We start from the raw sequence: 13,312 nt of genomic DNA, 5'->3' as shown, positions 1-13,312 counted from the left end.
AGCACTCACCCGTTCGGCGGGTACGACCGAGCTGACATCTATCGATCGGGGCCCTGTCAGCAGTCGACAACGGGGATCGTCGGGTCGAGTTGGCGTAGGTCGGGCCGGTCCGAGCTGATCACGGTCGCGTGCCGTCGGCGGGCCGCGAGCACGACGGACGCATCAACGACATCGGCCGTGCCGGCGGCGCCGCACAGGATGCCGGCAGCCCGGGCGCCGGCGTCGGTGAGGGGCTCTACGACGACATCGCGTGCGTTGAGCAGACGGGCCAGCCTTGCCTGCCGACTGCCACCGCGCCACACCTGGCCGACAACGCCTGCAGGCACGACGATCTCGCGTCGATCCTGGCGAGCCGCCTCGATGACAGCAGCGGTATCGCGGTCGGCACGCTCGATCGCGATCAACGCTCCGGCGTCGAGAACCAGACTCACGGTTGCTCGGCAAGCGACAGCCGCTCACGTGCCCGCGACAGTTCCTGCGCGGTGAGCGGTCCGCCGGTGGCTTCGAACAGCTCAGTCAGGACCGTGGCAAGGTCCTCATTCTCCATTCGGTCGCGGGCGGCGTCGTTCAGCCAGGCGCTGACTGATTTCGCCCTCCCATCGGCAACATCTCGACGCGCCCGCTCTGCGACGGCGGCATCCAAACTCACCGTCACTTTGGACACGGTCATACTTTCACCTTACCAAGCTGGGCGCGGTGGCTCAGCCGGAGTCGGCGCCGGTCAATCCGCGCTGGACGACGTCGAGGACGGCCGTGATCGCGTCGTCGCGCTCGCCGGGCGGCAGGTCGCGCAGCGGGCCCTCGACGAGCAGCATCGACATGCCGTGCACTGCCGACCACGCGGCGTGCTCGGCGCCGGGCCGGCGCGCCGAGGGCAGCGCGCCCACCTCGACAAGCCGGTCGAGAGCGGCGATGAGCAACTCATACGGGCCGCGCTCTTCCGCCGACGTGGCGGCGGCCGCCTTGGCAGCGTCGACCTCGGCGGCCTCGACCTCGGCGGCGGCCCGGATGGCGAACGCGGTGCGGAACCAGCCCGGCTCGGCGACGGCGAAGTCGATGTACGCGCGGCCGATCGCGGCGAGTTCTGCGATCGCGCGGCGCCTGCGGTCGCGGACGCGCACGGTCGCGACGCCCGCGCGCATCAACGTGGCCAGCTCTGCCATGCAGCGCTCAGCCACCGCGTTGACGAGGTCCTGGTGGTCGTCGAAATGCCGATACGCCGCATTGTGCGAGACGCCGACCGCGCGGGTGACCGCCCGCAGCTGCAGCGCTTCCGGCCCCTCGGCGCGCGCCAGCTCGACGCCGGCGTCGACGAGTCCGGCCCGGAGGTCGCCGTGGTGATACGGCCGAGTCGGCGTGGCGGTCTGCATGTCGCCAGTGTTGCATGTTGACATCGTCCACATCCGATGCCACGCTGATGATGTGTCCACTGTCAACATGGCTAGCGAGGCTGCCGTGACCAACACCGAAGCACCGACGCGCCGCGCCCGGCGGGGACTCGTCCTCGCAACCGTCTGCCTGGCCGCCTTCGCCATCAATCTCGACACGACGATCGTCAACGTCGCGCTGCCAGATCTCGGCCGTCAGCTCAGCGCGTCGACGCGCGATCTGCAGTGGATCGTCGACGGCTACAACCTCGCCTTCGCCGCACTCGTGCTTACGGCGGGCTCGCTCGGCGACCGGTTCGGCCGCCGACCCGCTCTGCTCGTCGGGCTGATCGGCTTCGCCGCGGCGAGCGGCGTCGGCGCCGCCGTGGACAGCGCAGGCGCGCTGATCGCGGTCCGGTTCGTGATGGGCGTCTTCGCCGCCCTGATCTACCCGACGACGCTGTCGATCATCACGAACCTCTTCCCCGACCGCGGCGAGCGGGCCAAGGCGATCGGCGTCTGGGGTGCGGTGACCGGCCTCGGCGTGGCGGTCGGCCCAATCAGCGGCGGGCTGCTGCTCGCCCACTTCGGGTGGCCATCGGTCTTCCTCGCGCTCGTCCCGGTGGCGCTGCTGGCGGCCGTCCTCGCCTTCGTCGTGGTGCCCGAGTCGAGCAATCCTGGAGAGGCCCGCCTCGACCCCATGGGCCTCGTGCTCTCGTCGGCGGCCATCGCGACGCTGGTCTACACGATCATCGAGGCCCCCGCCCGGGGCTGGACGGCGCCGGCATCGTTGCTCGGCTTCGCCGCGGCGGCGACGCTGACCGTCGTCTTCGTGCTGGTCGAACGCCGCAGCGAGCACCCGATGCTCGACGTGACGCTGTTCCGCACGCCGGCCTTCTCGGCCGCGAGCGGCGCGGTGACCGTCGCGTTCTTCGCCCTCTTCGGCTTCATCTTCCTGATCACCCAGTACTTCCAGTTCGTGCGCGGCTACGGCAGCCTGTCGACCGGCGCCCGCATCCTGCCGGTGGCCATCACGATCGCGATCGGCTCGGTCGCCGGCGCGCTGCTCGCCGCCCGGGTAGGCACCCGTGCCGTCGTCGTCACCGGCCTGCTGCTGTTCGGCTCGTCGTTCGCCTGGATCTCGGTGTCGTCGACGTTCATGCCCTACACCGAGATCATCGGACAGATGGTGCTCATGGGCCTCGGGCTCGGGCTCACGACTGCTCCGGCCACCGAATCGATCCTCAGCGTGCTGCCCGCGGCCAAGGCCGGCGTCGGCTCGGCGGTCAACGACGCGACCCGCGAGGCCGGCGGCACCCTCGGCGTCGCGGTCATCGGCAGCGTCTTCACCTCGCTCTACGCCGCCCATCTCACCGGCGGGTTCAGCCAGCTGCCGGCCGGCGCGCTTCAAGCGGCGCGCGACTCGGTGGCTGCGGCTTACCGCGTCGCTGGTCGCTCGCCCGCGCTGGTCGACGCGGCCAACTCGGCGTTCATGACCGGCCTGCATGTGGCGTGCGTCGTGGTCGCCGGGGTCTGCCTGGCCGGCGCGCTCGGAGCGCTGGCGCTGCCGGGTCGCCGGCGTGCGGTCGCCGAGGTCGAGACGCGGCCGTTGCCGGTACCCGTCGGCGGCTAGAGCCGGCAGCGGTGGCGTTCGAAGCTGCGGTCAGCTTCGCTTGCTGTCTGACCGTTCGCTGTCTGCCGGTTCGCTGTCGGGCGGCGCGCCGAGCGTGCGGTCGTGCAGGGCTGCGGCTGGGCACCACGGGTCGCGGCTGGCCACGCTGATGGCGGCCCTCCCGGCGGCCCGTTCGGGCGCGGTGCTGGCTCGGTAGATGCATGTGCAGCGGGTCATCTGTGTCAACCCTTCCTGCTGGGGTTGAGCGAGTGTGGCGCACCGCGACCGCCGCCGGGGGAGCCCACGCCGATCCGGTCCGAGACATCCGCCACCCACCGGCGAACTAGCCGTGCGCGTCTGCCGTGGCGAGCGCTTCCGCGCTCAGGTGGCGAGCGGCCGCCAGGGACGGGACCAGCGGATGCAGTGCGAACGCCCGCAGAGCCTTCGTCGCCGACCCGGACAGCGCGGCCTCGACGGCGTCGCGTTCGCAGTCGCGGACCTGCGCAATTAGCGCCGCCTGGTGAGCGGTGAGCGGTCCGAGCGGCAGGGGCAGGGGCGTCGCGCCCGCCTCGTCCACCCGACAGGGCACCTCGACCACGGCGTCCGGTGGCAGAGCAGACACTGTGTCGCCGTTGCGGACGTTGAGCGCCAGCCGCGCCGACCGGCCCGGCTGGTGCAGCGCCTGGGCTAGCGCGACGGCGACGCCTTCGTAGCCACCGGCAAGGACGTCCTGCTCGTCGCGCGGTTGCGCGCGCAGCTCGGCGAAGTAGCTGCGGTTGCGCTCGTCGTTCGCGCGCTGCCAGAGCTCGGCCGCATGTGACGGGTCGGCCACGGCGGCGGCGTAGAAGCGGGCCTGCTCCGCGCGCACGTGCTCGCCGCGCGTCCGGCCGGCGGCGCGCACGCCGTCGAGCGCCTCATGCGCCGCGTAGTACCAGTAGAGGTATTCGTTGGGCAGCGCGCCGAGGGCGCCGATCAGGTCGGCCCCGAACAGCCGGCCCTCTTCGACTCCGGCGAGCAGCGCGGCGTCGCCGAGCAGCCGAGGCAGCGCGTCGACGCCGTCGACGAGCAGGCCGCGCAGCCAGCCGAGGTGATTGATCCCGACGTAGTCGACCACGACGTCGTGGCCGGCTGCCGCCGAATCGGCGTCCGGCTTCAGATCTAGCGCCCGCGCGGCCCGGCTGACGAGCCCGGCGGGGGAGTCGCAGACGCCGATCACCCGATCGCCGAGCTCGCGGCTCATCACCTCGGTGATCACACCGGCCGGATTCGTCATCGTGATCGTCCAGGCGGACGGCGCGCGGAGCGCGATTCGCCGCGCGTGCTCGAGCGCGACCGGCGCGCCGCGCATCGCGTAGGCCAGCCCGCCGGCCCCAACCGTCTCTTGGCCGAGCACGCCGAGTTCGAGCGCCGCGCGCTCGTCGCGCACCCGCCCGTCGACCCCGCCGACCCGCACCGCCGAGAACACCAGGTCCGCGCCGTCGAGCGCGTCGTCCAACGAGGACGTCGCACGGACCAGGGGATCGCCGAGCACCGCCGACACCACGGCGAGCCGGCCAGGATCGACGTCGTGCAGCGCAATCTCGTCGATGCCCAGGTCGGCTGCGACCAGCGCGCGGTGCAGCAGCGGGACGCGGAAGCCGCCGCCGCCGAGCACCGCGATGCGCACCGGGCGACAGTAGCGAGGTGGCGGCGGCGTCGAGTCGTCGGTGAAGATGGCTTGTGCCTCGAGACGTCGACCTCCTGCTGCAGGGCACCGTGTTCCTGGACGTCGTGCTCACCGGCTTGGCCGCCCTACCCGCTCGCGGCACCGAGGTGCTCGCCGACGGCATGGGGTCGTGCCCGGGCGGCATCGCGAATCTGGCCATCGCGGCGAGCAGGCTGGGCTTGCGCACGTCGCTGGCCGCGGCGTTCGGCGACGACGTCTACGCCGACTTCTGCTGGTCCACGTTGGCGGAGCAGGAAGGCGTCGACCTCAGCCATTCTCGCCGGTTCCCCGGCTGGCACACCCCGGTCACCGTGTCGATGGTGTTCGACCGGGACCGCGCGATGATCACCCATGCGCACCCCTCGCCGATGCCGGCTGGCGAGATGATCGGGGCGCTGCCGCAGGCGGAGTTCGGCTTCGTGCACCTAGCGCCCGAGCCGCAGGACTGGGTGCAGGCCGCCGCGGACGCCGGCATGACGCTGTTCGCCGACATCGGCTGGGATCCGGGCGAGCAGTGGTCGGCGGCGATCCTCGACCAGCTCGACTGCTTTCACGGGTTTCTGCCCAACAGCGTCGAGGCGATGGCGTACACCCGCACCGACGAGCCGCACGACGCCCTGCACGCGCTGGCCGATCGGGTCCCGGTCGCCGTGGTGACCTGCGGCGGCGAGGGCGCCATCGCGATCGACTCCACCACCGGCGAGGAGGAGTGGGCGCCGTCGTTCCCGGTCAACGCGCACGACCCCACGGGCGCCGGCGACGTGTTCAGCGCGGCCTTCGTGCTCGGCGCCCTGCGGCGCTGGCCGCTACGGCAACGGCTGGCGTTCGCGAACCTGTGCGCCGCGTTGTCCGTGCAGTACGTCGGCGGGTCGCTCGCCGCGCCGGGTTGGGGCGACCTGCTGGACTGGCTCGCCGGGATCCGCGCGCGGGCTGGCGCCGGGTCGGCGACGGCCGCCGAGCTCGCCGCCCGCTACGCCTTCCTCGACGAGGTGCTGCCCGCGGCCGACGGTCATTCGGTGCGGCGCGCCTCGGCCACCATCGCCCGCGCCTCCGACGCGTGAGTGACAGACGGGCGCGGGTCAACGCCTCCGACGCGTGACGTGACCGGTCAGGTGACGACCGCGCGGCCCGCGCGCACGCCGAACGTCGCCTCGACCAGCCAACCGCCCCCGGCGCCCGGTCCGGCCGAGAACGTGCCGCCCAGCTCGTCCACCCGTTCGCGCAAACCGACCAGGCCGCGGCCGCCGCCGACCACCGGATGCGTGGCGGGGCCGGGAGGTGGATCGTTCTCGACCCGCACGGTCAACGAGCGGCCGCCGGCGTCGCCGCGGACGAGCACCCGCACCTCGGTGCCCTGGGCATGCCGCAGCGCGTTGGTGAGGCTCTCCTGCACGATCCGGTAGGCCAGGTGCGCGGCGCCGGCGTCCACGCCGTCCCGGTCGCCCTCGAAGCGCAGTGTCACCAGCAACCCGCCGCGGGCCGCGTGGGCGACCAGCTCCTCGAGCAGCGCGAGGTCGGGGCTGGCGACGTCGGTGCCGACGAGCAGGTCGATCAGCCGCTGCAGGTCCGCGCGGCCTTGCCGGGCCGACTGCGCGATGACCGACAGCGACGCGCTCGCCGCGTCCGGCGCCCGGTCGACCAGCCGCTGTCCGGCCGCGGCCTGGACGACCATCACGCTCAGCGCGTGCCCGACGATGTCGTGCAGCTCGGCGGCGATCCGGGCCCGCTCGTTGCGGACGGTGAGCTCGGTGAACAGCTCCCTTTCGAGTTCGAGCTCCAGGCCTCGCTCGGCGAGTTCCTCGCCGGTCTCGCGACGCAGCCGCAGCGCCGTGCCGGCCAGGAAGCCGGGCAGCGTCAGCATGATCGGCCCGATGCTGCGGTCGCCCGAGACGCCGTAGATCAGCACGAGGTACGCCAGGCACGCCCCGCCGGCCCACCAGGCCGCCCGGCCGGAGAACCGTTCCGCGGCCAGCGCGGCATAGCCCGTCATCACCACCAGCACGTAGCTGCCCGGGTCAGGCCCGAGGAACAGCGGGCCCAGCAGCAAGGTCGGCCCGGCGATCAGCACGAGCAGCGGGAACGTCCGCCAGCCCGCCAGCAGCAGCGCGCCCAGCATCAGGCAGGTCACGCCGGTCCACTGTCCGGGGCCGTGGACGGAGTCGTCGACCGCGACGGACACGACGGTCGGCGCCAGCGCGGCGATCCCGACCACGAGCTCAGGCAGGCGGGACATGGCGTCAGCCGCCGCCCCGCGCGGGCGCGCCTTGGACCGGAAGCAGGGCCACTAAGCGGGTTTGGCCGCGCGCCGTCCGCACCTCCAGCGTGCCGGCATGCAGCCGCGCCCGCTCCCGAGCGCGATTGACCGCGTCGCGAATGTCCGACCCGCGTGACACCGGTCCGGACACCTGGATCTCCAACGCGTCGTCTGAGAAGGCGACCGCCACCCGCACCGGCGCCGCCGGGTCGTCGCCGAGGGCGGTGATCAGGTGTTCCACGATCCGATATGCCGACAGCTCGACGACTGCCGGCAGCAGCCGGGGGTTTCCCGAGACCTGCAGCCGGGGCTCGCCGCGCAGATGCCGGGCAAGCAAAGCGTCGAGATGGGCCACCGAGGGAACCGGGGTGAGGGAGACCTCGCCGCCGCGCAGCAGTCCGACGATCTCGCGCATCTCGCCAAGCGTGCGGCGCCCGTCGTCCTCGAGCGTGGCCAGCAAGGCCTTCGTGCCGGCCGCCCCGGCCACCGTGGACCCGCCCTCCGCGGCGGCCGCGAGCTGGCCGAGCCGTTCGTCCAGCAGCGTCTCCAACCTGGCGGAGAGCCGAAGCCGCTCCTCGCTGACCTCCAGCGCAGCCCGCTCGTCCCGCAGCCGTCGCAGGTCCTCGTTGCGCTGCCGCAGGTCCGCCGCCATCCGGGAACGGTGGGCCACCACCCGTCCGATCCCGAACAGCACGACCGACATGGCGAGCACCACCGGCAGCAGGCCGACCCCGGCGGCAGTGTCGCGGACCATCACCAGGCTGCCCAGCACGCCGGTGAGGACGAGGGCAGCGGCCGCCTGACGGGGGCGCCGCTCGAGGCCGGAGAGGAACGCGACCACAAAGGTCAGCGGCAACCCAGACCCGCACCGTGCCATCGAGCCGAAGGCCAACACGTGCACGGCCATCACCGCGCTGGACACCGCGAGCACCGCGAGCAGTTCCCGCCGCCACCACAGCACCGGAACCGCCGACGCGACGGCGACCGGCAGAATCAGCCACGAGTGCGAGTCGATGCGGATCTTGGTGTCACGGCCGAGGATGTCCTCCAGCGCCAGCAACGCCGCCAGCGCGCAGAGCACCGCGGTGACGACCAGGTCGACCGGACGCACGCCGCCCAGCAGCCCGGTTCCCTTCGCGCCGGTCGCCGTCGTCCTGCTTGCCATCGCCGCCTCGACCCGCCCCGTCCGTGTCGCCGTCAGCCGCGCGAGCCGACGGTGACCAGCTCGGGCGCAACGGTGGTCAACGGCGTCGAACGGCGCCGCAGCCACACCCCGACGCCCCAGCACACGACGCCGATCCCGGCCGTGACCGGCAGGACGCCCAATCCTGCCGCCGAGTCCTTGGCCAGAACAAGGGCCTGAATGCCCACCGTGAGAATCAAGCCGAGCGCCGTCTGCCAGCCGATGCTCAGCCGGCCGGCGGCGTAGGACAGCGCGAAGGCCAACGGCAGGCCGGCGCCGCAGCGCACCACCCAGTCGAACACCGCGATGTGCACGGCGAGCGCCGCCGCGGTGACGGCGTACACGGCCAGCAGGTTGCGCCGACGCCACAGGATGGGCAGCGTCGCCGCGGCGAACACCGGCACCAGCAGCCAGGAATGCGAGTCGATGCGCACGCCGTGGCCGGTCGACCGCATGTTCTCGATCATCAACACGACGCCGATAGCGGTGAGCACGGCGGCCAGGAAGACGTCTCCCCTGCGGACGCCTACGAACAGAGTGTTCATTCACATTCCTCTCCGAGGGCCTGACCAGGACGGCCAGGCATGCTCGGAACATTAGGAATCGCCGGGCCTCGTCGTCGTCGGCAGGAAGGACGATCTCTGGCCGGCGACGTCATCCTCGAGAACGACCACGGTGGACGCCGGAAGACGCCGGAATGCCACGATGTCCCGGTGGCCGACGACGTGGCGCCTGCACCCGACGCGATTCGGGTGCTCATCGTCGACGACCAGCAGCTGCTGCGCGCCGGGTTCCGGGTGATCCTCGATTCCGAGCCGGGCATCGAGGTGGTCGGCGAGGCCGCCGACGGCAGCGCTGTGCTCTCGGCGGTGCGCAGCACGCGGCCGGACGTGGTGCTGATGGACATCCGGATGCCTGAGCTCGACGGGCTCAGTGCCACCGAGCAGCTGATGGCGACGCCGGATCCGCCGCGCGTCGTCGTGCTGACCACGTTCGACCAGACCGAGTACGTCGTCCGCGCGCTGCGCGCCGGCGCTTACGGGTTCCTGCTCAAGGACGCCCCGGCGACGCGCCTCGTCGCGGCCGTGCGCGCCGCAGCGCAGGGTGACGCGCTGATCGAGCCGTCGATCACCCGCCGGCTCGTCGAGCAGTTCGCCGCGACGCCGGACGCGGAACCGGCCGGGCTGCCCGAGCGGGTGCGCGGACTGACCGATCGGGAGCTGGAGGTGCTGCGGCTGATCGCGCGGGGGCTGTCCAACGCCGAGATCGCCGCCGAACTCGTGGTGGCCGATCCCACGGTGAAGACGCACGTGGCCCGCATCCTCACCAAACTGGGCGTTCGCGATCGGGTGCAGGCGGTGGTGGCCGCCTACGAGTGCGGCTTCGTCTCCCGCTCCCGCGGCTGACGGTCGCCCGGACAATCGCGACTTGTCCTCGCTTCCTCGGCCTCACCGCCGACGAAGCGAGGACAAGTCGCGAGAAGCAGGCGAGCACCGGCCGCGCGCCGCACCGATTCGTTACTGTCGCGTCCGTGACGAGCGCCGAGCAGGAGCGGCTTGCGGCCGGCGGACGACGTTGTCCGTCCGGGGTGAGGCGAGTCGCACCGTAGAGCCCGACTACGCGGTCGTCCAGGCGAACCTTCGAGCCGTCCCGGCCGTGCGGGCGGCGGCGCTGGCAGACGTGCGGGGCAGGCAGGACGCGCTCGCCGCCTCGCTCGGCAGCCTGGGCGCGACGGCGCTCACCGCGAGCAGCGGGGAGGCCGCCATCACCTGGTCGTTCGGGTCCATCGCCGTACATGACGAATACGCCTCGAACAAGCGGACCGGCGAGCACCAACCGACTGGCCGGACGGAGGCGCACGCCTCGGTGGTGGTCGCCATCCGCGACCTCGGCCGGCTTGCCGAACTGGGGGAGGCGCTGGGCTCGGTCGACCGCCTCGCCATCGAGGACGTGAGCTGGCACGTCGACGCCGCGAACCCGGCCTGGCGCGCCGTGCGCGCCGATGCCATCAGAGCGGCGTTGGCCAAGGCGAGCGACTACGCGTCGGCGCTCGGCGGAACCGTGCGAAGCGTCGACCAGCTCGCCGACTCCGGGCTGCTCGACGCCCCCGGCGACGTCGGGTCACGGGCGCGAGCCTCGCGGCGAGCCGTTTATGCCACCGCGGGGGCGAGCGGCGACGGGGCAGCGGGCACGCCGTCCTTCGATCCCGTCCCGCAACAGATCCACGCCGTGATCGAGGCGCGCGCGACGGCGGACACCTCGCCGGACCTTTGACGAGAGTGCTCGGCCTCCCCGGAGCGGCCCGGGATGAACTGAGCACCCCGCGCACAGCTGAGCCGTCCTTCTGCGCCGGTGCGGGACCCGCTGGCTGGGCCACCTGTAAGCCGAGATCACCTGGCGTGTGTACTTGGACCGATGCCTAATGATGAGACCGTCGACGCGGGACGCGGGCTGCAAGCCGTCCTCTTCGACATGGACGGGACTCTCGTCGACACCGAGCCGCACTGGATGGCCGCCGAATACGAACTCGTCGAGCAGCACGGCGGCACCTGGAACGACGACCACGCGAACGCGCTTGTCGGCAGCGACCTGATCCGGGCGGCTGAGTACCTGCGCGATGTCGGCGGGGTCGAGCTGGCGCCACCGACGATCGTCGGACGGATGCTCGACTCGGTGATCCGCGGCGTCGGCGGGCAGATGCCGTGGCGGCCCGGCGCGCGAGAACTCCTGACCGAGTGCCGGGCAGCGGGCGTGCCGTGCGCGATGGTGACGATGTCCTACCGGTCGCTCGCCGAAACCCTCGTGCGCCAGCTTCCCCCGGACACGTTCGCCACGATCGTCACCGGTGACGACGTACGGCACGGCAAGCCGCACCCGGAGGCGTATCTGACCGCATGCGCGCGCCTGGGCGTGGAGCCAGCGGCAACGGTTGCCATCGAGGACTCGCCCACCGGCGTCGCGTCCGCCGAAGCCGCCGGATGTGTGGCCGTCGCGGTGCCGTTCCGGGTGCCCGTCTCCGCCGCGCCTGGCCGCGTGCTCGCCGGCTCATTGGCCGAACTCACGCTCGCCGACCTGACCGCACTCGTCGCCCGGCGAGCGGCCACGTGAGCCACCTGGATGCGCCGACGAACGCCACAGCGTCGATCACCGACATCCTGCCCTCGGCCGCCGCGCTGCTGGGGCTGACAGCGGGCGAGGATCGACTGTCGCTGCTCGATTCGCACGGACCCACCGACACGGTCGTCGTGCTGTTGATCGACGGCCTCGGCCTGCACCTGCTCGAGGCGCTGGCGCCCAGCGCGCCGCTGCTCGCCGACGTGTTGCGCGGCGCCCGCGGACAGCTCGTCGGCCTGGAATCGACCTTCCCGTCGACGACGCCGACCAGCCTCGTGTCGCTCGGCACCGGATCGGCGCCGGGCGAGCACGGCGTGCTGGGCTTCACGCTGCGCGTCCCGGAGACCGGCGCGCTGCTTACTCATGTGCTGTGGCGAACAGAGCCCGACCCCAGGACGTGGCAGCCGCGGGACACCTGGTTCGAGCGGGTTGCCGCGGTCGGTGTCGGAGCCCGAGCTGTGCTGCCGGCCGCGTTCGCCGGCAGCGGCCTGACCGACGCCGCCTATCGCGGCGCCGCTTTCCGGTGGGTCCAGCCTGCGGCCGACTACGCCGTCGCGCTGGCTGCCGAGATCGGCGCGGGACCCGGGCTGGTGTACGGATATCTCGCCGACCTCGACACCGCCGCGCACCTGCACGGCGCCGGCTCGGCGCAGTGGCACACCGCCGCCGCCGCGGTGGACGCGTTGGTGCGGCGCGTCGTGTCCGAGCTGCCCGCCGGGGCGGTGTTGCTGGTGACGGCCGACCATGGCGGCCTCAACGTGCCCCCGGACGCCCGCTGGGACATCGACAGCGACCCGCGACTGGGTGACAACGTGCTCGCCGCAACAGGCGAGCCACGAGTGCGATACTTGCACGTACGCCCGGGCGCGATCGACGACGTGGCCGCCGCCTGGCGATCGGTGCTGAACTCGAATGCCGATGTGCTGCTGCGCGACGAGGCGATCGACGGCGGCCTGTTCGGACCGGTTTCAGATTCACACCGCCAACGGCTCGGCGACCTGATCGTCGTCTGCACCGCAGACGTCGCCCTGCTGGCGACGGCGCACGAGCCACCGGAGGTGTCGGCGCTGGTGGGGTTCCACGGTTCCCGGACGGCGGTGGAAATGGCCATCCCGCTGATCACCCTGACCCGCGAGGACGCGTTCGGCGTGCACGCATAGTCACGGCAGCAGCATGTCCGCGGGCGGATCGTCGCGCGGATCGGTGAGCACGGGACGCTCCGGGTACGGCGGCGGCGTGCCGCCGAATGCGGGGCAGTGCGCCTTGTGGTCGCACCAATCGCACAGCCGGCTCGGACTCGGGCGGAAGTCGCCGGTCAGCGTGGCACGTTGGATCGCCGCCCAAATGGCCAGCACGGTGCGCTCGAAGCGGACGAGCTCGTCGGCGTCGGGGGAGTAGCTCAGCGTGTCCGCGTCGGCGAGGTAGATCAGCCGCAATTGGCGCGGCACCACGCCACGGGTGCGCCAGAGCACCAGCGCGTAGAACTTCATCTGAAACAGCGCCTTGCCCTCGAACGCCTCGCGTGGCGTCGAGCCGGTTTTGTAATCGACCACCCGGAGATCGCCGGCGGGGGAGACGTCGATCCGGTCGACATAACCGCGCAGGCGCACGCCGTCGGCCACGACCTCGACGAGCTCCTCACGCGCGGCGGGCTCCAAGCGGGACGGGTCCTCCAGCGTGAAGTAGTTGTCGAGCAGACCGTCGGCGGAGCGCAGCCAGTCGACCAGTTCCGCGGGCTCAGCTTCGGCGAACAGCGTGTCGACCTCGGGGTTGGCCAGCCGCAGGTCAGCCCAGGCGCCGGGCAGCAGATCGTGCGCGGCCGCGAGCGTGCGGGCCGCGGCAGGCAGGTCGAACAAGCGCTCGAGCACCGAATGAACGAGCGTGCCCCGGGTCGCGGCGCGCGACGGGGCTTCGGGCAACCGGTCGATGCAGCGGAACCGGTAGAGCAGCGGGCAGGTCTTGAAGTCGGCCGCACGCGAGGGCGACAGCGAACCGAGCACCACAGCGGGAAGCTCGGTCAGATTCGACTCGACGGCAGGCGCGGAGGTCATGGTCGAGACAGTAGGAGCCGGCCCCG

The 13,312-nt window shown here is 72.3% G+C and carries 14 protein-coding genes; 6 read left to right on the top strand and 8 right to left on the bottom strand.

Annotation, left to right across the window (positions count from 1 at the left end; all coding sequences use genetic code 11):
• Positions 1-56: 56 nt before the first annotated feature.
• From ACFFBG_RS03925 to ACFFBG_RS03915, 3 genes are read right to left on the bottom strand one after another with little or no spacing between them, the layout of a single operon-like run.
• On the bottom strand, positions 57-431 hold the full coding sequence (locus ACFFBG_RS03925) for a PIN domain-containing protein (RefSeq protein WP_375475780.1): 375 nt from the start codon (positions 429-431) through the stop codon (positions 57-59).
• Complete coding sequence (locus ACFFBG_RS03920) at positions 428-670, bottom strand: hypothetical protein (RefSeq protein ID WP_375475779.1); 243 nt, start codon at positions 668-670, stop codon at positions 428-430. The genes ACFFBG_RS03925 and ACFFBG_RS03920 overlap by 4 nt, the downstream gene beginning before the upstream one ends.
• A gap of 31 nt (positions 671-701) precedes the next feature.
• Positions 702-1,370, bottom strand: coding sequence for a TetR/AcrR family transcriptional regulator (locus ACFFBG_RS03915; RefSeq protein WP_375475777.1), 669 nt, complete (start codon positions 1,368-1,370; stop codon positions 702-704).
• Positions 1,371-1,455: 85 nt separating this feature from the next.
• On the opposite strand from ACFFBG_RS03915, the gene ACFFBG_RS03910 reads away from it, so the two are divergent.
• Positions 1,456-3,000: an MFS transporter gene (locus tag ACFFBG_RS03910; protein ID WP_375475775.1), complete on the top strand. Its 1,545-nt coding sequence runs from the start codon at positions 1,456-1,458 to the stop codon at positions 2,998-3,000.
• Positions 3,001-3,322: 322 nt separating this feature from the next.
• Here the strand turns inward: ACFFBG_RS03910 and ACFFBG_RS03905 are convergent, their stop codons facing one another.
• Complete coding sequence (locus tag ACFFBG_RS03905; protein WP_375475773.1) at positions 3,323-4,645, bottom strand: 6-phospho-beta-glucosidase; 1,323 nt, start codon at positions 4,643-4,645, stop codon at positions 3,323-3,325.
• A gap of 53 nt (positions 4,646-4,698) precedes the next feature.
• On the opposite strand from ACFFBG_RS03905, the gene ACFFBG_RS03900 reads away from it, so the two are divergent.
• Entirely contained in the window at positions 4,699-5,745 is a 1,047-nt protein-coding gene (locus ACFFBG_RS03900; RefSeq protein WP_375475771.1) for a PfkB family carbohydrate kinase, read from the top strand.
• Between the two features lie 47 nt (positions 5,746-5,792).
• Here ACFFBG_RS03900 and ACFFBG_RS03895 read toward each other — a convergent pair whose 3' ends face one another.
• The 3 genes from ACFFBG_RS03895 to ACFFBG_RS03885 are packed head-to-tail and all read right to left on the bottom strand — an operon-like array spanning position 5,793 to position 8,666.
• A complete protein-coding gene (locus ACFFBG_RS03895; protein ID WP_375475769.1) occupies positions 5,793-6,917 on the bottom strand; it encodes a sensor histidine kinase in 1,125 nt (374 codons plus the stop codon).
• 4 nt (positions 6,918-6,921) lie between these two features.
• The gene (locus tag ACFFBG_RS03890; protein WP_375475767.1) at positions 6,922-8,103 is read right to left on the bottom strand and encodes a sensor histidine kinase; all 1,182 of its coding nucleotides are present in this window, start codon (positions 8,101-8,103) and stop codon (positions 6,922-6,924) included.
• A gap of 32 nt (positions 8,104-8,135) precedes the next feature.
• Positions 8,136-8,666, bottom strand: a complete 531-nt coding sequence (locus ACFFBG_RS03885; RefSeq protein ID WP_375475765.1) for a hypothetical protein — start codon at positions 8,664-8,666, stop codon at positions 8,136-8,138.
• A 168-nt stretch (positions 8,667-8,834) separates the two neighbouring features.
• On the opposite strand from ACFFBG_RS03885, the gene ACFFBG_RS03880 reads away from it, so the two are divergent.
• From ACFFBG_RS03880 to ACFFBG_RS03865, 4 genes are all read left to right on the top strand, one after another.
• Entirely contained in the window at positions 8,835-9,527 is a 693-nt protein-coding gene (locus ACFFBG_RS03880; RefSeq protein WP_375475763.1) for a response regulator, read from the top strand.
• Between the two features lie 22 nt (positions 9,528-9,549).
• Positions 9,550-10,395 carry an SIMPL domain-containing protein gene (locus ACFFBG_RS03875; RefSeq protein WP_375475761.1) on the top strand — a complete coding sequence of 282 codons (846 nt, stop codon included), beginning with the start codon at positions 9,550-9,552 and terminating at the stop codon, positions 10,393-10,395.
• Between the two features lie 141 nt (positions 10,396-10,536).
• Positions 10,537-11,229 (top strand): HAD family hydrolase, encoded by a 693-nt coding sequence (locus ACFFBG_RS03870; RefSeq protein ID WP_375475759.1) that lies wholly within the window; start codon positions 10,537-10,539, stop codon positions 11,227-11,229.
• The gene (locus ACFFBG_RS03865; RefSeq protein ID WP_375475757.1) at positions 11,226-12,395 is read left to right on the top strand and encodes an alkaline phosphatase family protein; all 1,170 of its coding nucleotides are present in this window, start codon (positions 11,226-11,228) and stop codon (positions 12,393-12,395) included. The genes ACFFBG_RS03870 and ACFFBG_RS03865 overlap by 4 nt, the downstream gene beginning before the upstream one ends.
• Here the strand turns inward: ACFFBG_RS03865 and ACFFBG_RS03860 are convergent, their stop codons facing one another.
• Positions 12,396-13,286 carry a RecB family exonuclease gene (locus tag ACFFBG_RS03860; protein ID WP_375475755.1) on the bottom strand — a complete coding sequence of 297 codons (891 nt, stop codon included), beginning with the start codon at positions 13,284-13,286 and terminating at the stop codon, positions 12,396-12,398. It lies immediately after the preceding gene.
• Positions 13,287-13,312: the final 26 nt, after the last annotated feature.

It is taken from the genome of uncultured Jatrophihabitans sp. (assembly GCF_964251945.1).
Taxonomy (GTDB): Bacteria; Actinomycetota; Actinomycetes; order Mycobacteriales; family Jatrophihabitantaceae; genus Jatrophihabitans.
This window is presented reverse-complemented; position numbering and strand designations above follow the sequence as displayed.